We start from the raw sequence: 20,403 nt of genomic DNA, 5'->3' as shown, positions 1-20,403 counted from the left end.
ACCGCAAAAAAAATATTTCTACCATGTAAACGTCGCAAACTTACTCGTGGCCGGATTCTCCCTCTTTCGGATATTGGCACAACTCGTACAAGACTCCGTTCGCCGCTTTCGGGTGCAAGAATCCGATTCGGGCGTGGTGAGCCCCGTCCTTCGGCTTGTCGTTGATCAACGGCACACCGTTCTCTTTCAGGTTGGCCAACCGTTCCTCTACATCGTCTACATCCAACGCAATATGATGGATGCCCTCTCCCCGCTTTTCGATGAAAGTCGCAATCGGGCTCTGAGGAGAAAGGGGTTCCAAAAGTTCGATCCGGCTCTCGCCAATTTCCAGGAACGCCACTTTGACCTGCTCACTCGCTACTTCCTCCATGCCGAGCAGGGTCAATCCCAGCTGCTCCGTGTAAAACGGCAAAACCGCATCCAGCTGTCTTACAGCAATTCCGATGTGGGCAATCTTATTCGGCGCTTTCACGGCACTCATCCTTTACTCATCGAATTCGATAAAACCGGCTCCTATGTCCCACACCGCAGCGAAAGTATGCCGCTCGCACAGATGCGACGCCGCAAGCGTCTTGGACAGTAACGGTTGCCACACCTCGTCCGATTCGGTACAATCAAATGTAGTTGTTTCCAGTTGGGACAGCAGGCGTTCCCTTCCATTTTACCACACCTTCCTACAGGCAAACCTTGCCTTTTCCATAGAGGACCGCATTTTCCCGCACAGAAAGGAGGATCGCCTCAATGAAACAATCCTTGGTCGCCAAAATCTTGATTGGCATTCTTATCCTCTCTCTGGTTGTTCCGACCTTCTTCTATTTCCAATAACGACAAAAGAAGAAAATCCCCCATACGCTCGAGGCGTGGGGGATTTTCTTTGCGCGAAGCCGCGTCGAAATGTGACGCGATCTCGATCTTACTTGTATACGTACACGCTGGATGTCTTGGCATCCCAGCCTACTTTGTATCCGAGGTTATCCGTTACAAAGCGGACCGGAATCATCGGCATGCCGTCTTTCAGGACAACAGGAGCTGGCAATGTGATTTCTTGGCTGCCAACACGTGCTTTGCTGGATCCCACGGTGAATTTCAACACCTTCGTCCCGCTGATGATCGCGACGGACTGGTTGTTCCATTGGGTCGTCAGCGCCAATGCTTCCTTGAAGAATTGCGCTGGAACCATCGTGGTGTTGCCGTTTGCCAGATAAGGCGCTACTTGCAGCGGGTACGTTTTGCCGTGCAGGGTAAACGACTTCACGTTGACTTTGAACAGCGCAGAGTTGGCCGGTACATTCACTGCCGGCTGCTGCGTCGTCGGTGTCGTCGTGGTCGGAGTAGTTGGCGTCGTCACTACCGGTTGGGCAGGCGACGGCATTCCCACACCCACAGCGCGGGCAAATTGCAGCCCTTTCTCTTCCGATGTGTACACGCTAATGCTGTACGCGTTTTTCACGGCCGGATTCACGATGTTCGCCGCTGCATTGATGGAGACAGTCGCTGCCGTAGCGGCTGGAATGTCTTGCGCAGGATACACCAGGATGTTTTGGCCGCGGACCGCTACGTAGTTTGCTGCTACGCCATTGACTGTGATGTTCGCAGGCGCGATGTAAGCAGGCACTTTGTAGCCAGCCGGGAATACCAGCTCGATGAAGTCTCGCTGTTTCGCAAGTCCTACACCCAACCCTTTGATCGCCACATTGACGCCAGTCGGCTTGGCGAGCGCATTGGAGGTCAGGGTAATGGTAGCCGTGCTGTTGTTGACCGGCGTGGTGGTCGTAGGAGTCGTCGGAGCCGTCGGTGTGGTTGGCGTCGTCGGATTCACAGAAGAGCCGCCGATCGAGAACGATTTGGACTCGATGGTTTTGCCTGCGACGGTCGTTTTCAAGGTATAGGAGCCTGGCGTCTTCGGATTCGTGATCCATGCCGTGTAGGAAACTGTCACCTTCACGTCGCTGTCCGAAGAGAAGTTGCTAGGGGTCGTAATATACACCTTGTTGCCCGAAGCCACAACTTTTTTCGCCGTCTTCCCGTTGATCGAGAAATCAGATGGCGACAGAATCGCCGGAACCATGTCGGCAGACGGGAACTCGATGACCAGCTCGGAATCAGCCTTCAGTTCCTTGCTGCCGAAGTCCGTCTCGAAAATGTAGCTGGAACGTGCGCCTGCAGCCGGATCCGATAGGTTTACCGTGTAGTTCCCGGATTCCGTGGTGGAGCTGGAGCCGGATTTCGTCACTTCAAACTCTTTCGACGTATATGTAGTGCCGTCGTATTTTACCTTGAACGTGTATTTGTCAGCCTTATCCGGGTTGGTGATGCCTGCGGATTTCAGGAACTCGAGATTGATGTAATCATCGCCGTCGGCACCGCTCGGCACGTCGATGGACACTTCGTCGCCGTCTACGTCAACCGACTTGGCGGTTTTGCCGTTTACCTTCACATCGGCCTCGTCAATGCTGCTAGGCAGCATGTCTTCATCCGGGAAGATGACGGTGATGGTCTCACCTGTCTCCAGCTCGCTGCTGCCCTTGAGGTCGAAGTCGCCAAGCTCGATGGACACCTTGTCGCCACCGGCCTTGCTGCTGACATCAACGGCGAACTTGCCGGAGCTGCTGCTATTCTTCGAACCGCCGTCTTCCTTGATTTTTACGTCGTCGTACTCGTAGCCTTTTTCATTTGTTGTCTGTACGCCTACTTTATAGGTGCCATCATCATCCGGGTTTGTAATGCCGTCCGAGATGGTAAGCGAAACGTCATCGTCTGCACTAATTTCATCGTCGATTTTGATCTCGATTACCTTACCGTTAACTTTTACACTCTTGATGTCAAAATCCGCATCGATATCGTCTTCGCTGATGTCTTTGTCGACGTCGTAGTCAGAGTCGAATTTGATATAAATGATATCTCCGGTATCAAGATCCTCTTCCGGGGTAAATTCAATCTCGTACTCGCTATTTTCCCCTGCCGTGTTGTCGTCGGCGGTGACGCTCACATCTGTCAACGCGCTCGCCTGGTTTGGCGCTACGACCAACGGGGTTGCCGCCAGTGCGGATGCCAGCACGATCGGCAGTGCTTTCTTGCTCTTCTCCATAGTTTTCCTCCCATATTTGCCTAAAATCAGGAAAGTTTCTCTAGCAAATCGCTATCAGTTTACCATAAATGAATAACAGAGGAAATGTATTCTACGGAAAATGATAGACTCCTTGCTTACATTTGCTAAGACGAAGGCATTCGCCAAAAAGTTACACGGAAGGCGGGCCGTCATTCAAATTTTTTACGGACTTGTCCAGCCGACACAAAAGAACCAGGCAGCTGTTCTCGCCTGGTTCCAGGGGTTAATAAAGCTTGGTGTCTGGTCCGATGCTCTCCACCTTTTGCTTGACGCTCTGCAGGAAGCGCCCGCAGATGAGCCCGTCGAGCACGCGATGGTCAAGCGACATGCACAGATTCACCATGGAGCGAATGGCGATCATGTCGTTGATCACCACAGGACGCTTCACGATCGATTCCACACTGAGAATCGCCGCTTGCGGTGAATTGATAATCGGCTGGGACTGGATCGAGCCGAACGAACCCGTATTGTTGACCGTAAAGGTCCCACCGGTCATGTCGTCCATCGTAAGCTTGCCAGCGCGGGTGCGCGTGGCCAGATCGTCTACAGCCTTGGCAATGCCGAGAATGGATTTTTGATCGGCGTCCTTGATCACCGGTACGTAGAGAGCATCCTCCGTCGCCACAGCGATCGAGATGTTGATGTTTTTCTTGACGATGATTTTGTCACCCGCCCAGGTCGAATTGATCATCGGGTACTCTTTCAACGCTTCAACGACGGCCTTGATGAAGAACGGCAAGAAAGTGAGGTTGAGCCCTTCTTTCCTGGCGAATTCCGCCTTGGCCTGATTGCGGAAGTTGACGAGGTTGGTGACGTCTACCTCTACCATCGTCCAGGCGTGCGGGGCATCGTGCTTGCTTTGCACCATCCGGCTGGCGATCGTCCGGCGAATCGGTGTCACCGCTATAATCTCGTCGCCGCTCGCAACCGGAATGTCCACATTCGCTGCCGGTGCTGCTGGCGCGGATGGCGCGCTGCTGGCGGGAACTTGCGGAGCAGGTGCTGCGGTAGCCTCTTGCCCTGCTCGGCTGATCTCTGATTGTTCTTGCTGAGGCTTTTGCCCTCCTGCGTCGATAATCGCCTGTACGTCCTTCCGCGTCACCCGTCCGCCTGCGCCTGTTCCCGTCACGCGGGACAGATCGATCCCGTGCTCTTGGGAGAGCGCCATGACTGCAGGTGAATACCGCTGCTTCGTTGCATGTGGCTCCACAGCCCTCGAGACGGGCGCACCTGCCTGTGGTGCGGCCTGCTGGGTAGCTGCTGCCGCTACCGCCTCAGTTGCCGGCGGCGTCTGGGCAGGGGCGGCCGCGACGGTTTCGCCAGCCGCACCGCTCTCTTCGATATAGAGAATCAGCGTGCCGATCGCGACGGTTTCACCCTCCGGCACGACGATTTCAGTCACTGTTCCCGATACGGTCGAAGGCACTTCGGCGTTGACTTTGTCCGTGGTCACTTCCGCCAGCGGATCGTACTTTTTGACCGTATCCCCTACTTTGACCAGCCATTTGCTGATCGTGCCCTCGGTTACGCTCTCTCCGAGCTGGGGCATTAGCACTTTTGTTGCCATGACTAGGTCCTCCTCGCCTTAAAAGTGAGCCAACTCCCGCATTGCTTCCAGCACTTTATCCGGGTTCAGCATAAAGTATTTTTCCATCGGCGGGCTGTACGGCATAGCCGGAACATCAGGACCACACAGTCGTTTGATCGGGGCATCCAGCTCAAACAGGCACTGCTCGGCGATAATTGCCGCCACTTCGCCTCCGACGCCGCCTTCCTTGTTGTCTTCGTGTACGATCAAGACTTTGCCTGTCTTGGAAGCAGCCTCCGCGATCGCCTCTTTGTCCAGCGGATAAAGTGTCCGCAAATCGAGGACATGGGCACTGATCCCTTCCTGCGCCAGCTTTTCGGCCGCCTGGAGACAAAAATGCAGGGCCAATCCGTACGAAATGACGGTAATGTCTGTCCCTTCCCGCTTGACGTCCGCCTTGCCGATCGGCAGCACGTAATCGTGCTCAGGCACTTCGCCTTTGATCAGGCGATAGCAGCGCTTGTGTTCAAAAAACAGGACCGGATCGTCATCACGGATCGCCGCCTTGAGCAGGCCTTTCGCATCGTACGGCGTAGAAGGAGCCACGACCTTCAAGCCAGGAATGTTGGTAAACATGGCCTCCACCGATTGCGAGTGGTAAAGCGCGCCGTGCACTCCGCCGCCAAACGGCGCCCGGATCGTAATCGGGCAATTCCAGTCGTTGTTGGAGCGGTAGCGCATTTTCGCCGCCTCACTGACGATCTGGTTGACTGCCGGCATGATAAAGTCGGCGAACTGGATCTCGGCGATCGGACGCATGCCGTAAGCAGCAGCGCCAATCCCGACCCCGACGATGGCCGATTCAGCCAGCGGCGTGTCGATGACCCGTTCCTCTCCGAACTCTTCGATCAAACCTACGGTGGCCCGGAATACACCGCCGCGCACACCGACGTCTTCTCCGAGGACAAATACATTCGAATCGCGACGCATTTCTTCGCGCATCGCCATCGTGATCGCATCAATAAACGAGATGACTGCCATCAGGCTCCCCCCTTATTTCCCGTATACGTGTGTCAGTGTCGATTCCGGCGCCGGATACGGCGCATTTTCTGCGTACTCCGTCGCCTCGTCCACTTCCAGCTGCACGCGGGCCAGCATATCTTGCTCGGTGTTTTCATCCAGCAGGCCGACTTCCCGCAAGTACGCGGCGAATACGATCAGCGGATCTTTTTTCTTCGCTTCCTCGACTTCCTCGCGGGTCCGGTATACCCGATCATCGTCGTCACTGGAGTGCGGAACGAGACGGTACATGACCGCTTCGATCAAGGTAGGTCCGTCGCCTCTGCGGGCACGTTCTACCGCTTCTTTCATGACACGGTATACCTCGATCGGGTCATTCCCGTCCACGCTTACGCCGGGGAAGCCGTATCCGATCGCACGGTCAGCCACGCTCTCGCATGCCAGCTGCTTTTTCAGCGGCACCGAGATCGCGTATTTGTTGTTCTCACAGAAAAAGATGACCGGGAGCTTGTGTACCCCTGCAAAGTTGGCCCCTTCGTGGAAATCCCCCTGGTTGCTGGACCCTTCGCCGAACGAGGTGTACACGACGAAATCCTTTTGCTGCATTCTTCCGGCCAACGCCATGCCGACTGCGTGCGGCACCTGGGTCGTCACTGGACTGGACCCGGTCAAAATGTTGTATTTTTTGCCGCCAAAGTGACCCGGCATTTGGCGTCCGCCACTGTTCGGATCCTCCGCTTTCGCGAACGCCGACAGCATGCAGTCGCGGGCTGTCTGTCCAAACACGAGCACCAGTCCGAGGTCGCGGTAGTAGGGGCACAGGTAGTCTTTCCCCGTCTCCAAAGCGAAAGCCGCACCGACCTGGGCAGCTTCCTGGCCTTGGCAAGAAATTACGAACGGAACTTTGCCCGCCCGGTTCAACAGCCATTGACGCTCGTCGATCTTCCGCGCCAACAGCATGTAATAGTACATGTCAAGGACTTGCGCGTCCGTCAAACCAACTTGTTCGTGCCGCTTGGTTGTCATCCCATTGCCCCCTCGCTAATTGTGAATCGCTTTGCCGTCGACCGCCAGCGCTGCTTCCATCAACGCTTCCGAGAGAGTCGGATGCGGATGGATCGCCATCCCGATCTCCCACGGGGTAGCGTCCAGTACGCGGGCCAGGCCCGCTTCGGAAATCATGTCCGTCACGTGCGGCCCTATCATGTGAACGCCGAGCAGATCATTGGTCTTGGCATCCGCCACGACTTTGACGAAGCCATCGTTCTCGCCGTGCACAAGCGCTTTTCCCAACGGCTTGAAGCTGAATTTCCCGACTTTTACGTCATACCCCTGCTCCCGTGCTTCTTTTTCCGTCAGGCCGACATTGGCCACTTCGGGACGGCTGTACGTGCATTTGGGAACTTTCGTGTAGTCCATCGGATGAGGATGCTGACCAGCCATGTGCTCTACAGCCAAAATCCCTTCGTGGGATGCCACATGGGCAAGCTGCAGGCCGCCGATCATATCGCCGATCGCGTAAATGTGCGGCTCGGCTGTCTGATAAAACTCGTTCACGACAACGGCCCCACGCTCTACTTTGATCTCCGTCGCTTCCAGACCGATGTTCTCGACATTGGCCTGACGACCGACCGAAACAAGCAGCTTCTGGGCTTCGAACGAATGCACGCCGTCCGCTGTCTCCGCCTGGATCATGATGCGCCCCTCGCCTTTCTCCAGCGACTCGGGCAAAACCTTTGCCGACGTGACGATATTGACCTTCCGCTTCTTCAGGAGGCGAGCCATTTCCTTGCTCACTTCCTCGTCTTCCAGCGGGAGAATGCGATCCGCATACTCGACTACCGTGACCTCCACACCGAAGTCGTTCAGCATGGACGCCCATTCGATGCCGATCACGCCGCCGCCTACGATGACGACCGATTTCGGCAGCTCCTCCCATTGCAGGGCCTCATCGCTGGTGACCACATAGGAGCCATCAATGGCAAGGCCCGGGAGCGTGCGCGGACGCGATCCTGTCGCAAGCAGAAGAAACCGCGGAACGATCATCTCCTGTTCCCCGTTTTCCTTTTCGATGCGGACGGCCCCCGCTTGCGGGGAAAAGATCGATGGACCCATGACGCGGCCGAATCCTTCGAAGACTGTAATGCTTCCTTTTTTCATCAAATACTGGATTCCTTTGTACAGCTGGTCGATAATCCCTTGCTTGCGGCCCTGGATCTTGGCAAAATCGTAGCCGACATCGCCCGCAGTGACTCCGAACTTGTCTGCTTCCTTCAAAGTGGCGAAGACCTCGGCGCTGCGCAACAGCGCTTTGGATGGAATGCAGCCGCGATGCAGGCAGGTGCCGCCGAGCTTTTCCTTTTCGACGATCGCCACCTTCATCCCGAGCTGCGAAGCGCGTATGGCTGCCACGTAGCCCCCGGTTCCGCCGCCCAAAACGACCAGGTCAAACTCTTGAGACATCTTCAATCTCTCCTTTCGTGAAAAAGCCGTTTCAGGTCACTCTCTACCGGTTTGGCTCTCCTACGTATTTAAGCGAATACGAATATTCAAAGAACGAAATGTATGTACCCCCTTGGCCGCTCGAAGCTACCCAGCGGCCAGGGGAAGGCAAACTTTGCCGTTATTTAGCGATGGTAAACAGTCTTGCCGTTTTGCAGAAAAGTATTACGCGATTTGGCGACGCTGGCAATCCGTTCTTCCGCCATGCGATCCGCCGCTTGGTAAGAAGCCATTCCATCGCGTTCTGCAATTTCGAATACGCGCAGGATGTTGTCGTACACCGTCTCCACCTTTTTCAGTGCGCGCTCGCGATTGTAGCCCTGCAGCTCGTCGGCTACGTTGATGACGCCACCGGCATTGATGACGTAATCCGGTGCGTAGACGATGCCCATGCTATGGATCTGATCGCCATGTCTATCTTCTTTCAGCTGATTGTTCGCAGCTCCGGCGATGACTTTCGCTTTCAGCAGCGGAATCGTGTCATCGTTGATGATCGCACCCAGCGCGCACGGAGAGAAAATGTCGCACTCGACGCCGAAAATTTCATTGACGCCGACCGCTTTCGCTCCGAAATCGTTCACGGCACGGTTTACGTTCTCCTCGTTGATGTCCGTGACGATCAAGTGCGCCCCTTCTTCATGCAGATGGCGGCAGAGGTTGTATGCTACATTCCCTACTCCTTGAACAGCTACGACACGGCCGGACAAATCGTCGCTGCCGTATGCGATCTTGGCTGCTGCTTTCATCCCGCGATAAACGCCATAAGCAGTGACAGGGGATGGATTGCCGCTCGAGCCAAACGCCGGGGATACGCCCGTCACGTAGTCGGTTTCGAGGTGGATCATATCCATGTCGGCAACGGTTGTTCCTACGTCTTCCGCTGTGATGTAACGGCCATTCAAGCCCTGGATGTAACGGCCGAACGCTCGGAACAGCTCTTCCGTTTTATGTTTGCGCGGATCGCCGATGATGACGGCTTTCCCGCCGCCGATGTTCAAGCCGGCAGCCGCGTTTTTGTAGGTCATGCCGCGTCCCAGACGCAGGACGTCGATGATCGCTTCTTCTTCTGTTTTATACGGCCACATCCGCGTACCGCCGAGTGCCGGACCCAATGTCGTATCGTGAATGCAAATGATCGCTTTCAATCCGGAATTAGCGTCCTGACAAAATACCAGTTGTTCGTAATCGTACTTTTGCATGTAGTCAAAGATGTTCAATGAAGAGACCTCCCTAGTATCATTCGTTGTACGCCTGTTGCTTGGTGCCGTCGTACATGGGACCCATTGGATAAATTCCCCGTCTAGAAGTATATGCAAAAGTCATGCCAATACCTTTCTGATTTTGAAAGCGCTTTATTCACCTGGATATTGGATTGTTTGCCGGACTGTCGGGTGTGCAATTCATTGCACAACAGCGCAAAAAATTGCATGCAAATTATTGCACTCTCGTCCACTCACGCTTCCTCTTCGCTGATCCCCAGCTTTTCCAGCTTGTAGTACAGGCTGCGGATGGAAATATCCAGCCGTTTGGCAGCCAAGGTCCGGTTGCCGCCTGCCGCTGCCAGCTCACGCAGGATGTGCTCGCGTTCTGCTTCCTCCACCGCTTCCTTCAAGGTCTTGCCCGTGGCACTCGCGGTTGAGCGGATTTCGGAACTGGCGGACGTCAGCCTGCGCTCCAAAGGGGGCAGGTGCTCCGGCAAGATGATGCGCTCGTTGATCCGCATGTGGATCATGGCTCGCCCCAACACGTTTTCCAGTTCGCGCACGTTTCCCGGCCAATGGTACGAGAGCAGCAGCTGAAGAGTTTCGTCATCGATCTCCTCGACATTGCGGCCGTATTCCAGGTTGTTCTTGCGCACCAGGTGCATCGCCAGCGGCTTGATATCCTCCAGACGCTGCCTCAGCGGAGGAATGTGAATCGGCACCACGTGCAGCCGATAGTACAGGTCCTCCCGAAACTTGCCTGCACTGATCGCCGTTTCCAGATTGACATGCGTCGCCGTAATGATGCGCACATCGATGGGAATCGGCTTGGTGCCGCCGACGCGGACGACTTCCCGTTCCTGCAGCACGCGCAGCAGCATCACCTGCATGCTCATCGACAATTCGCCGATCTCGTCCAAAAAAATGGTGCCGCCGCTCGCTTCCTCAAAAAGGCCGCGTTTGCCGCCCCTGCGTGCGCCTGTAAATGCCCCTTCTTCGTAGCCGAACAGTTCGCTCTCTAAGAGGCTTTCGGAAATCGCGGCGCAATTGACGCGAATGAACTGTTTGTACTTGCGTTCACTCGCGTTGTGAATGGCATGGGCGAAGAGCTCCTTCCCCGTGCCTGATTCGCCTCTCAAGAGCACCGTAGCCGGGGTCAGCGCGGCTTTCTTGGCCTGTTCGATGGCCGCTCGCATCGGCTCGCTGTACCCGATAATGTCTGCAAAGCTATATTTCGCCTCCAGCGTACGAATAATGCGGTGCGCTTTTTCCAGCTCTTCGGTCAGCCGCTTGAATTCGGACACGTCGTGAATGACGCCGACGCTCCCTTTCAGCTCGCCATCCACCATGACCGGCGCTACGTTCACCACGACATCCTTGCGCTTTGGTCCCAGCTTCATGGGCACGCCGCGTACAGGCTTTTTCGTCTTCAGCACCTGCATGTGCATGCTCTCCCCCTCGGAAATGTCCACCGTGGCGGGCTTTCCGAGGATGTCGTCGGGTGTCAGTCCGGTGAGGCGCGTGTATGCCGGATTGATCAATAGACCGTTTCCGTTCTTGTCCACCACCGAAATCGCCTCATCGGAAGAATGGATGATCGCCTGCAGCATGCTTTGCAGCTCCTTGAGGTCGGTCACTTCCTCTGCTAGGGCCATAATTTCGGTGATATCCCGGAAAATGGCCACCGCCCCCACGACTTCCCCGCGCTCGTTTCTCACGGGCACGCGATTCGTGATGATGCGGGTCTGATTGGGCAAAACCTGCTCTTGGTTGAGCTCCGGAGAGCCCGTCTCTAATACGATATGTAACCGGGTGTTGGGTATACGTTCCGACACTTTGGTGTTCAACACTTCGCTCGCTTCTATGCCCATGAGGCGTTCAGCCGCCTTGTTGAACAGCGTGATGACGCCTTGCCGGTTGACCCCGATGATGGCATCGTGCGTCGAGTCGAGCATCGTCTCCCGCTCCCGCTCGTTTTGCATCATGACGGCAATCAGCTTGTCCCGCTCGCGAATCAGCTTCATCACGATGCGGGCGAAGGTGCCGGGTATGAGCACGGTCTTGTCTGTTTTGAGCTGGCGCAGATGCTTATACTCCTCCTGGTCCCCTGTCGTCTCCAGGATGACGTCCAGATCGGCTTCCAGGTACGGGCGGTAATCGACGTCCGTCTTGATGCCGAACGAACGCGCCAGCTCCAGGCCGGGGGCGTCTGGCCGGTGGTCGACTACCGCGACGATCTCGATCCGTTCCATCTGTTTCAGCACGCGCAGGAGGGCGGTTCCACCGCGTCCGGCGCCAACGATGAGCAGCTTGTGCATGTGTGCCCCCTCACTTTTTGCAGGTGTTACTCGTTACCATTGTACTCCAATGGTTTCGGGATGGACAGGAACAGTTGCCTAGCGTGCGCTCGCTCGTGTGCAGATCGCTTATGGACAAGCCAGATGGCATTCGCTATGATGAATGTGATGAGACAGAAAGGTGTGAAACACCCTTGATCGTTCAAAAAGTGATCGCGCTTCTGATCATGGTGATTCCGGCCGCGATCGCGATGTTCGGAATCAAGCTGATCCGGGATGCGTTCTTTTACTCCATTTCTTCCACGACCGGCTTTTTGTGGGCCAAGCTCATCTTGGGCATCCTGTGCTTTGTCATCCCCGTTCTGTTTATCGCCGGATTCATCTTGCATCACGACCGGAAAAAGAATCGGGTGCAGCCGCGCTTCATGGTACCGGAACCGGACGAAGACGAGTAGACCAGGCAGCAGTCGCTGCCTGGTTTTTTATTCGTTCGGCTCGGCCGACCTGCCCCACCGATCGATCCACGCGAGCCATGCGGACCGCTCGATCCACCCTGAGAGAGACACGAATTCGGCTGCAATCGTGATCGCTACGAACAAAAGAAGCATCGCTGCCTGAGCCGCAAGCGGAGTCGCTGTCACCCAAAAGTAGCCGCAGCAATATCCCAGCGCGTTGGCTCCTGTGTCTCCCAGCATGAAGCTCTCTCTGGCGTCATGGCGGAACCACAGACAGACCGATGCGACGACCGGGAGCTGCCACACCCCATGCGCAAACAGGCTCGTTACGCCGCCTGCCCAGAAAGAGACCACCCCCCCGGTCACGAGCAGCAGTCCGAAGATCTTTACCGCCCGAACCGGACGCAGGTCAAACAAGTTCAGAACGTTGGGAGAAAGAGCGAGCAGCGAAGCGGCAACCATCCAGCTCCAGAAGGTCTCAGGCGAAAGGGCCAACGCTACGGCAGCTCCGGTACTTCCGCCGCCCCACACCTTCCACATCCCGCTGGTGATTCTTCGCTCGCGAAGCAAGGCCGTAAAATGGCCGCGAAACCCTTTCGACCGCCCGTCCGCCGCACAATCGTCCTGCCATCCCCACAGAGCCGCCGCAGCCACCCCCGCTCCCAAGAGTGCCCCTTCCCGCCAGCGAAGCGGGGCCGACTGGACAATCCCCTGGATCCACAGCATCGGGAGCAGTGCCGCCAGGATAGAACCGGCGACGATGACGCCGCCAGCCGTCAGTACCTGCCGCCCTTGGTAATTGGCTCGCAGCATCCCCCGTTTTTGCAGGCTGTGTCGGGCATAGCTGCACAGCGGACGGTGCAGAATCACCGGCACCGCGATTCCGACGGCGGCCGGGATCAGCCATTGCACTTCCATGCGTACCCCTCCCGCCACTTGTGAAAAAGCGTCCGGCTGATGGCCAGAAACTCCTTCCCGCGATGACAGTATCCGGACCAGTCATTGCCAGTCTCGCGGTGGGAAAAGAGCACCGGCACCTCCATCACCCGGTACCCTGCCCGCAAAGCGTCGACCGTCAGACCGACCTCGATGCCAAATCCTTTGTCAAGCTTCCTCACGTTCTGCAAAATATCGCGGCGAACCGCTCTCTGCCCGGACAAGGGCGCACGGCTTTCAAAACCGGTCAGCATGCGGATTCCGTGACGGGCGAGTCCTTTCGCCAATCCCATCCCTGCTTTGGCTTGGGGAGGAGGCAGCACCGCCACTGCCATATCGCACTCTTCGTGCAGCACCGGCGAAAGCAGATGGGCAGCCTCGCCTGCGCTCTCCCTCAGATCGCCGTCCAGGAACATCACGATGTCCCCGCGTGCCTGCTGCCAGCCTGTTTGCAAGGCTGTTCCCTTTCCTCGATTCGCAGGGTGCGAGATGACGACATCGGCCCATTTCTTCGCAACTTTTCCGGTTCCGTCTCGGCTCCCGTCGTCAACGACGATCAGCTCATCACAAAAAAAACGCTCGCGTATGGCGCGCAGCGTGGCGCCGATCGCATCCACTTCGTTGTAGGCCGGGATCACCACGCTAACTTTTTTCACGTTCCACCCTCATTTCGCTCAGCTTTTTTTGCACGTTCTCCAAGAGAGCCCACTGCTTTGCAGGCGAATCCGGTACTTGGGCGAACTTCAGCACTCTCGATGGCTGCTGCATCCCTCCCAGCCACTGCGGCTCTTCGTGAGCAAAGACCAAAAGCAGTCCATTCCCCAGCGCCTCCCCTTCCCGATAGGATTGGACGTCGACCCCTGTCGACTCGAGGAGCCGCGTGACGGATGTCAGCCTCATGCCCGGCTCGTGCCAAACAAAAACTTTGTTTCCGGAAAGGTCGGGAGAGTAGCGCATCGCCATCAGATGGGTGACCTCTTCCTCGCTCCGTTCCACCTCGAGGAGGAGGCGATTCATCTGCTGTCTGAGCTCATTGTTGCTCTTGACCGCTCGATCGTATTTGGCCTCCATTTTCGCCAAGACTTCCCGTTCCCCCCAAGCAAACCAGGAATGCCCGGCGGTTCCTCCGAGAAGGATGCCGACCCCCAAAGCAAAAAAGACGGCCGCTAACGACAGCAGGTGATAACGAAATGGAATCATGATGCTCCTCCTAAAACGCCCAAATGCGCCACTCCCTCCACAGCATTTGGGCAGCATGCCGGGCTACGGGATTGATCACGAGGGCAGCCGCGATCGGCATCAGCATGGCGGCCAGGCACCAGCCCCAGAGCTTCCACGACCAGCGAGGCTGGTAGAGCTGATTGACTCCTTTTGCGTCGATCAGCTTCGTGCCGATTTTCGTCCGGACCAAGAGCGTGCTTGCCATCCCTTTTCTTCCCTTTTCCAAAAAGTCGATCATGGTGGTGTGCGTGCCGATCGTCACAATCAATTGCGCCCTCTTTTCGAATGCAAGCAGCATCGCCACATCTTCGCTGGTTCCGGGAGCCGGCAGCAAATGATACGGCAGTCCGAGACGATCAAGCCGGCTTCGTCCGGGAGCGCGTCCGTCGGAAAAAGCGTGAAGGACAATTTCCGCTCCGCTCATCAAAGCCTTGTCGGAGACGCTGTCCATATCCCCGACGATCAAATCCGGGAGGTAGCCGGCCTGCATCAGCGCATCCGCTCCGCCGTCTACTCCGATGAGCACGGGACGGTATTCCCGTATGTATGCGTGCAAGGTCTGCAAATCTTCCCGGTAATGCTTGCCCCTCACGACCACCACAACATGGCGGTCGTCGATCCTTGTTTTCAACGCGAGCGGGCACAGCGGTTTCAAAAACAGGTCTTTTTCCATGCCAGCATACGATAGCGTATTGTCAATAAAGCGGGAGAGCGTCACATCCAGCGAATCAGTCGCGTCCCTCCACTTCGCTTCGATTTTCTCCTTCGTCACGGCCAATAGCGGCATGACAAGCCGTTCCCCTTCCGCAGTACAGACCTTCAGCTGATTGTCCTCAATTGTCGCAAACACGCCATCTAGCCGATCGATGAGTCCGGACTCGACTAGATCGGCAGCGAGCTCAAAAAGATGAACCCCTTCATCAAGCAGTCTACGTGCTCCCTCAGCAGGGTATTGGCCGGTCATGTAAGGTGACAGGTTGACCACAGCCCGTACGCCCGTATCCAGCAAGGCACAGGCGGCTATCTCGTCTACATCCGCGTGATCGATCAAGGCGATGTGATGGGAGCGAAGCCGGTTGCACAATTGTTTGGTTTTGCGGTCCGCCATGATTTTTGCGGTGTACGTAAACGCGCCGATTTTTTTTCGACTGGCCACCTGTTCCACCTCCGCCCTTAGTATGCTAAAAATTTCCTTGGCTCATGCGCCAGGAATACGAAAAAGAGGCTGCGCAGCATGCACAGCCTCTTCCGTAATCGTTTTCGAAAAAATCGCTGCTACGCGCCTTTCGTTGCGTAGTAAATAATCAAACCATCTGCAAACAGGAATACCAGCAAAGAAATAATCCCAAAACCGATCGCAAACTTGTTTTTTGCCTTAACCGAGTTGATGCAGCCCCATGCGATGAAAACCGTGAAAATGAACATAAGGAAATCAAACAAAACCACTTTCATACATAGACAACTCCTTTACCAAGATGAAGCAAACCGGAATACAATGGCAATTCCATTATATAGCTTTGCCTATTACGAGACAAGCATATCCAAATTTGTGACAAACGATTTCACAATTACCAGGAAGATGTCTATTTATTGTGCCTCAAGGTTTGACTCCTATCCAAACGGTCCAGTGGTCTTGTTCCACGATCGGCTCCAGGTGCGCCACCTTTTGTTCGATATGGCCCACGAGCCTGCGGAGCTCTTCATCTGTCAGCTCATGCAGGATGGAGCGCCCCTTGCGCTCGAGCAGGTCGGACTCCAGCTCCGCCCATCGTTCGTATGTCCGGCGCGTCTCCCACAGCTGTCGCGCCTCGATGCGGACGAAACCCGCTTCTTCCATGGCCGCTCGCACCGCTGCGTCTTCCGGGCGTCTCCTCGCCTCTTTTTCCAGGAGCTGCGGAAACTGTTCCAGAAAATATCCGCGAAAATGCGTCGGGGAAGCAGGCAAGAGCACATCGTTCATGGTTCTGTCCTGAACGATGCACATCCCTTCAGGGGCAAGAACGCGTGCTGCTTCCTCAAAAAAGGGACCGTACTCCGGCAGGTGGTGAATCAGCGCGCGGGCAAAGACGATGTCGACGCTGTCTGCCTCAAGCCCCGTAGCGTGGGCTGCTCTGCGCAGAAACGTAATGCGGGAATCCTCCCGGCAATGGTCCCAGGCGGCTTTGAGCATGACTTCCGAAAAATCGGCACCGATCACAGTCGCAGCACCGAGCTCTGCCCACGCCTTGCTGTAAATGCCTCCTCCGCAGCCCACGTCCAGCACCCTCTTGCCTTCTGGAGCCAGGATGGACCGCATCGACTGACGCCACGTCTCGTCAGCCGACCGCCCTATGTAGGAGGATTGGTTTGCCTCATCGTGAAAGTCGATTCCCATCGTCACTTCGCCTCCATAAACTCCAGTCGGTTGCCAAACGGATCTTCCGTAAAGAATCGGATCAGTCCGGGAATCTCATCATCGAGCCGCAGAGGAATGCCCTGTTCCTGCAAGTGGTCCATCAGCTGCTCGATCCGGTGAACCAAAAATGCGGGGTGGGCTTTCTTGGCCAGCTGAAAGGGGGTTTCCACCCCGATGTGGATCATCTGCGGACCGCACTGGAACCACACTCCCCCTCGAACCTTGAGCTTTTCCGGCTTCGGCACTTCCGTCATGCCCAACACGCCACGAAAGAATCTCCGTGCCTCCTCCTCGCATCCGGCAGGTGCCGCCAGCTGCACGTGATCCAACCCCATCCATTCAAATGCAGGATTTCCCATGTCAACGATCCCCTCTCTGTTTGCGGCAAAGCACCATCCACTCATCGATTTGATGGGTACGCACTCTGCCGTTTTCCACATTCATTTCCAGGTAGGCCTTCTGTCTGTCAGTGGCGCTCAGGAGGGCCTGTTCTACCGCTTCCTCCTGCTCCTTCGATTCCGCTGTGCGCGCGACCCAGTCCGGAAAATCAAACCTTTTTTTGCGGTAGCGCTCCATGCTGCCGATCAAGCCAGCCCTTTCGAATGCGCTTTTCCACTCTGCGACCGACAGGCAGCGTACATGGCTCGTATCGCGCATGTTTTCGATCCGGTTGACAAAGCCCGCCAATTCCTCGTCTTCCGGCGCGACATTGTCGATGAAAAGAAAGCTTCCATCCGGCCGAAGCACGCGGGCCACTTCCCGTACAAACGCTTCCGGATCCGGGAAGTGGTGCGCCGCGATCCGGCATGTCACGGCGTCGAAGGATTCATCCAAAAACGGGAGCGCTTCGGCATCCGCTTGGACGTAAACGATGTTGTCCGCACCTTGTGCACGATTGGCCCGGCTTGCAGCTTCCAACATGGGACGGGTCAAATCCGTCGCCACGACGAGCTCTACCCGAGACGCCAGCTTGCGGGCCACGTGACCGCCCCCCGTAGCGATATCGAGCACGACCCACTCCATTTCGGGCCCCAGCCAATCCAAAAGCAGGTCCAGATCATCCCCCTTGGCATGTGTCTGGCTTAGGACGTATCGTTCCGCGTTTCTTGCAAACTGGTCCTGGACGGCTTGTTTTACTTGATCGTTTTTCTCCATCTCGAACACCTCCTGCCACTATCTTATTCCAAAGATCCCCTGCCTTGTTATAGAATGTCGCTAACAGGATATCGACATTATCGATAGGAGGCGCCTATGTTGGATCAAGAGAGTTTGGAAGTGTTTTTGACCATTGCCCGCCACGGTTCCATCAACCGGGCTGCCCAGGCGCTGTTTCTCGCTCAGTCCACGGTGACGCACCGCTTGAAGCAGCTGGAGCGCCAAGTTGCCACCCCGTTGTTCGTCCGTACCGCGTCCGGTGTTTCCCTTACCGCGGAAGGGCGCCGCTTGCTGCCCATCGCCGCGAACATCGTTGAACAGATGCGGTCGTTTACCCGTCCCGGTGAACAGCGTCAGTCCATGACCATCGTCGCGGGCAAAGCATTCGTCGCCTATGAGCTTCCCCGCCTCATCGGAGAGTATCGCCAGGCTCATCCGCAGTTTACCTGTTACGTCCGCTCGACGCTGTACGAAGAATCCTTGAGCGCCCTCTTGACCGGCACGGCCGACATCGCCTTTCTCGGGAGCGAAATGTATCACCCGCACATTTACCAGGAGTTTTTGCCGAGCGACAAGATCGTCTTGGTCACGTCCCCCCACCACCCCTGGGCAGACGGCTTTCCCGGCTTCCGCGAATGGGGAACGGAAGAAATGATCCTGTTCGGCAATCATACGGCCCCGTACCGTCAGCGGATCGATCGTTTCCTCGCCCAGAACGGAGTGTTTCCCAATGCGATCATGGAACTCGACAGCTTTAGCGCCGTCAAGAAAATGGTCGAGCAGCAGCTGGGCATCACGATGCTTCCGGAGCGGACAATCCAGGAGGAGCTGGCCGCAGGCAGGCTTGTCGCTCATGATATCGCGAAGGGAACGCTGCTGCGCCCTACCCTGATCGCCTACCTGCATCCAAAAAAAGAGGACGAAGCTTTCCAGCAATTCGTCCAATGGGTAAAAGATTCATATTAACGTGAGTACAGTCAACTCAGGACGGCATAAAAACCGGATGGGAAGGATCGTTGTGCCAATCCCTCTCGTCGTGTAGACCTGCAACCGGCTGCTTACACGGTGCAAGCCTTGCACGTACTTTTCTCCCAACTTCGGCGTCAGGATCGCTCCTAGGAATGGCAAGCGGACCTGACCGCCGTGGCTGTGCCCCGACAATTGCAGGCGAACCGGATAGGCAGCCGCCTGATCGGCAATATCCGCCTCATGAGACAGCAAGATGACCGTCTGCCCTTCCACTATGCCATCGAGCGCCATCGCCAAGTCTGGTACGCCGTACAGCGCATCGTCGATTCCGGCGATAAAGATCGAGCTGTCCATTTTGTTGAGGCGGACATGCCGGTTTTGCAAGACTTCAAAGCCGGCACTCGTCCATGCCTTGCTCACCTGCTGCTGTTCCCTTGCACGGTAATCATGGTTGCCGAGCACGGCGTATTTGCCAAGCGGAGCCCGCAGCTCGCCAAGTACAGCAACGATGGAAGACAGCCCTTTGGCGCTCTCCTCCACCAAATCCCCTGTAAAACAGATCAGATCGGGCTTCTCGCGCCTGATAAGATCGGCTACCCGCTTTACATCCGCTGACCCGCAGTAATGACCCACATGCAAATCGCTGAAGTGAACCACTCTCGTACCGATAAACGGTTTAGGCAAATCCGGCATCTTGACGGCGAGGCGAACCACTTCCGGGACGTTTCTTTCCCACCCGAAGGCGTAAGCTCCTGCCGCCTGCACCAACCCAATCAGTTTGCCGACGAAATGGAGACATTTGCGGGACAGAGACGCGCGATAGACCTTTCTGGTCGCTGCCATCGGGTCAGGATAGCTGTTCGTAACCGTTGACCACTACATCGAGCTTGCCGGTGGCAGGATCGATGACCAGCCCGTGTACCGCCACGTTTTTCGGCAAGAGCGGGTGGTTTTTGATCGTCTCCACGCTGTTTTTCACACTGTCATCGACACACTGGAAGCCGCGGAGCCACTGCTCCAAACGAATGCCCGCATGCTGCAGCGTCGAGAATGTCTCGGGGGAGATCCCCTTTTCCACCATTTTTTCCATCGTGCGTTTGCTGTCCATGGCACTCATCCCGCAATCGTAGTGGCCGACGACCATGACTTCTTCAGCGCCCAGCTCGTAGATCGCTACCATGATGCTGCGCATGATACTTCCAAACGGATGGGAAACGATCGCACCGGCACTCTTCACGTGCTTGATGTCCCCGTTCCGCATGTTCATGGCTTTGGGAAGCAGCTCTTCCAGCCGCGTGTCCATGCAGGAGAGCACGACCAGCCGTTTATCCGGAAATTTGGTAGTTTGGTATTTTTCATATTCCTTGTCTTCGACGAATTGGCGATTAAATTCTAAAATCTCATCAAGTTTGCGCATGAAATACACCTGCCTCAATCGGAATCATTACTCTTCTATTTTACCTGGTTATCCTGATGGTTCAACCACCTAAGCACATTTTGTCTAATTTTGAGTCCCAGAGATTTTCCCTACTCGTCATTCATATACACCGTCTCTCCAGAGCTCCTCTCCATTCCCTGACCGTCCTTCGACCACGTCATGGGCACGGCTTACGA

20 protein-coding genes are annotated in these 20,403 nt (G+C 56.0%); 2 read left to right on the top strand and 18 right to left on the bottom strand.

Going from position 1 to position 20,403, the window contains the following annotated elements; genetic code table 11:
- Window positions 1-40: 40 nt before the first annotated feature.
- The 8 genes from mce to RGB73_RS12880 form a co-directional block, all read right to left on the bottom strand.
- Window positions 41-472, bottom strand: a complete 432-nt coding sequence (mce, locus tag RGB73_RS12915) for a methylmalonyl-CoA epimerase (RefSeq protein ID WP_310772586.1) — start codon at window positions 470-472, stop codon at window positions 41-43.
- 441 nt (window positions 473-913) lie between these two features.
- Window positions 914-3,088, bottom strand: a complete 2,175-nt coding sequence (locus RGB73_RS12910) for a copper amine oxidase N-terminal domain-containing protein (protein WP_310772585.1) — start codon at window positions 3,086-3,088, stop codon at window positions 914-916.
- A 244-nt stretch (window positions 3,089-3,332) separates the two neighbouring features.
- Window positions 3,333-4,676: a dihydrolipoamide acetyltransferase family protein gene (locus RGB73_RS12905; RefSeq protein ID WP_310772583.1), complete on the bottom strand. Its 1,344-nt coding sequence runs from the start codon at window positions 4,674-4,676 to the stop codon at window positions 3,333-3,335.
- Window positions 4,677-4,694: 18 nt separating this feature from the next.
- Window positions 4,695-5,678 carry an alpha-ketoacid dehydrogenase subunit beta gene (locus RGB73_RS12900; RefSeq protein WP_310772582.1) on the bottom strand — a complete coding sequence of 328 codons (984 nt, stop codon included), beginning with the start codon at window positions 5,676-5,678 and terminating at the stop codon, window positions 4,695-4,697.
- Between the two features lie 12 nt (window positions 5,679-5,690).
- Entirely contained in the window at window positions 5,691-6,683 is a 993-nt protein-coding gene (locus RGB73_RS12895) for a thiamine pyrophosphate-dependent dehydrogenase E1 component subunit alpha (RefSeq protein WP_310772581.1), read from the bottom strand.
- Between the two features lie 15 nt (window positions 6,684-6,698).
- Entirely contained in the window at window positions 6,699-8,120 is a 1,422-nt protein-coding gene (lpdA, locus tag RGB73_RS12890) for a dihydrolipoyl dehydrogenase (protein WP_310772579.1), read from the bottom strand.
- A gap of 164 nt (window positions 8,121-8,284) precedes the next feature.
- Window positions 8,285-9,376, bottom strand: coding sequence for a Glu/Leu/Phe/Val dehydrogenase dimerization domain-containing protein (locus RGB73_RS12885; RefSeq protein ID WP_310772577.1), 1,092 nt, complete (start codon window positions 9,374-9,376; stop codon window positions 8,285-8,287).
- A gap of 236 nt (window positions 9,377-9,612) precedes the next feature.
- A complete protein-coding gene (locus RGB73_RS12880; RefSeq protein ID WP_310772574.1) occupies window positions 9,613-11,679 on the bottom strand; it encodes a sigma 54-interacting transcriptional regulator in 2,067 nt (688 codons plus the stop codon).
- Between the two features lie 173 nt (window positions 11,680-11,852).
- Between RGB73_RS12880 and RGB73_RS12875 the strand changes: the two genes are divergently transcribed.
- Window positions 11,853-12,113 (top strand): DUF2627 domain-containing protein, encoded by a 261-nt coding sequence (locus RGB73_RS12875; RefSeq protein ID WP_310772572.1) that lies wholly within the window; start codon window positions 11,853-11,855, stop codon window positions 12,111-12,113.
- 27 nt (window positions 12,114-12,140) lie between these two features.
- On the opposite strand, the gene RGB73_RS12870 is transcribed toward RGB73_RS12875, so the two are convergent.
- The 8 genes from RGB73_RS12870 to RGB73_RS12835 all read right to left on the bottom strand — a co-directional run bounded on the left by RGB73_RS12870 (window position 12,141) and on the right by RGB73_RS12835 (window position 17,820).
- Complete coding sequence (locus RGB73_RS12870) at window positions 12,141-13,031, bottom strand: UDP-N-acetylmuramyl pentapeptide phosphotransferase (protein ID WP_310772570.1); 891 nt, start codon at window positions 13,029-13,031, stop codon at window positions 12,141-12,143.
- Window positions 13,013-13,705 (bottom strand): glycosyltransferase family 2 protein, encoded by a 693-nt coding sequence (locus RGB73_RS12865; protein ID WP_310772568.1) that lies wholly within the window; start codon window positions 13,703-13,705, stop codon window positions 13,013-13,015. The genes RGB73_RS12870 and RGB73_RS12865 overlap by 19 nt, the downstream gene beginning before the upstream one ends.
- Window positions 13,692-14,249, bottom strand: a complete 558-nt coding sequence (locus tag RGB73_RS12860) for a copper transporter (protein WP_310772567.1) — start codon at window positions 14,247-14,249, stop codon at window positions 13,692-13,694. Before RGB73_RS12860 ends, RGB73_RS12865 begins: the two co-directional genes overlap by 14 nt.
- Before the next feature lie 10 nt (window positions 14,250-14,259).
- Window positions 14,260-15,426: a putative cytokinetic ring protein SteA gene (gene steA, locus RGB73_RS12855; protein ID WP_310772565.1), complete on the bottom strand. Its 1,167-nt coding sequence runs from the start codon at window positions 15,424-15,426 to the stop codon at window positions 14,260-14,262.
- Window positions 15,427-15,545: 119 nt separating this feature from the next.
- On the bottom strand, window positions 15,546-15,722 hold the full coding sequence (locus RGB73_RS12850; protein WP_310772564.1) for a DUF2759 family protein: 177 nt from the start codon (window positions 15,720-15,722) through the stop codon (window positions 15,546-15,548).
- Window positions 15,723-15,867: 145 nt separating this feature from the next.
- Window positions 15,868-16,644, bottom strand: a complete 777-nt coding sequence (locus RGB73_RS12845) for a class I SAM-dependent methyltransferase (protein ID WP_310772562.1) — start codon at window positions 16,642-16,644, stop codon at window positions 15,868-15,870.
- A 2-nt stretch (window positions 16,645-16,646) separates the two neighbouring features.
- Window positions 16,647-17,024 carry a VOC family protein gene (locus RGB73_RS12840; protein WP_310772561.1) on the bottom strand — a complete coding sequence of 126 codons (378 nt, stop codon included), beginning with the start codon at window positions 17,022-17,024 and terminating at the stop codon, window positions 16,647-16,649.
- Window position 17,025: 1 nt separating this feature from the next.
- Window positions 17,026-17,820: a class I SAM-dependent methyltransferase gene (locus RGB73_RS12835; RefSeq protein ID WP_310772560.1), complete on the bottom strand. Its 795-nt coding sequence runs from the start codon at window positions 17,818-17,820 to the stop codon at window positions 17,026-17,028.
- A 99-nt stretch (window positions 17,821-17,919) separates the two neighbouring features.
- On the opposite strand from RGB73_RS12835, the gene RGB73_RS12830 reads away from it, so the two are divergent.
- Entirely contained in the window at window positions 17,920-18,786 is an 867-nt protein-coding gene (locus RGB73_RS12830) for a LysR family transcriptional regulator (RefSeq protein WP_310774273.1), read from the top strand.
- Here the strand turns inward: RGB73_RS12830 and RGB73_RS12825 are convergent.
- Together RGB73_RS12825 and RGB73_RS12820 are read right to left on the bottom strand one after the other, a co-directional pair.
- A complete protein-coding gene (locus RGB73_RS12825) occupies window positions 18,778-19,632 on the bottom strand; it encodes a metallophosphoesterase (RefSeq protein WP_310772559.1) in 855 nt (284 codons plus the stop codon). The genes RGB73_RS12830 and RGB73_RS12825 overlap by 9 nt on opposite strands.
- A gap of 4 nt (window positions 19,633-19,636) precedes the next feature.
- The gene (locus RGB73_RS12820; protein WP_310772557.1) at window positions 19,637-20,206 is read right to left on the bottom strand and encodes a beta-class carbonic anhydrase; all 570 of its coding nucleotides are present in this window, start codon (window positions 20,204-20,206) and stop codon (window positions 19,637-19,639) included.
- Between the last annotated feature and the right edge of the window lie 197 nt (window positions 20,207-20,403).

The sequence above is a fragment of the Brevibacillus brevis genome (assembly GCF_031583145.1).
GTDB classification, from domain to species: domain Bacteria; phylum Bacillota; class Bacilli; order Brevibacillales; family Brevibacillaceae; genus Brevibacillus; species Brevibacillus brevis_E.
The sequence above is the reverse complement of the archived record's forward strand: the minus strand, read 5'-3'. Positions and strand labels throughout refer to the sequence as shown.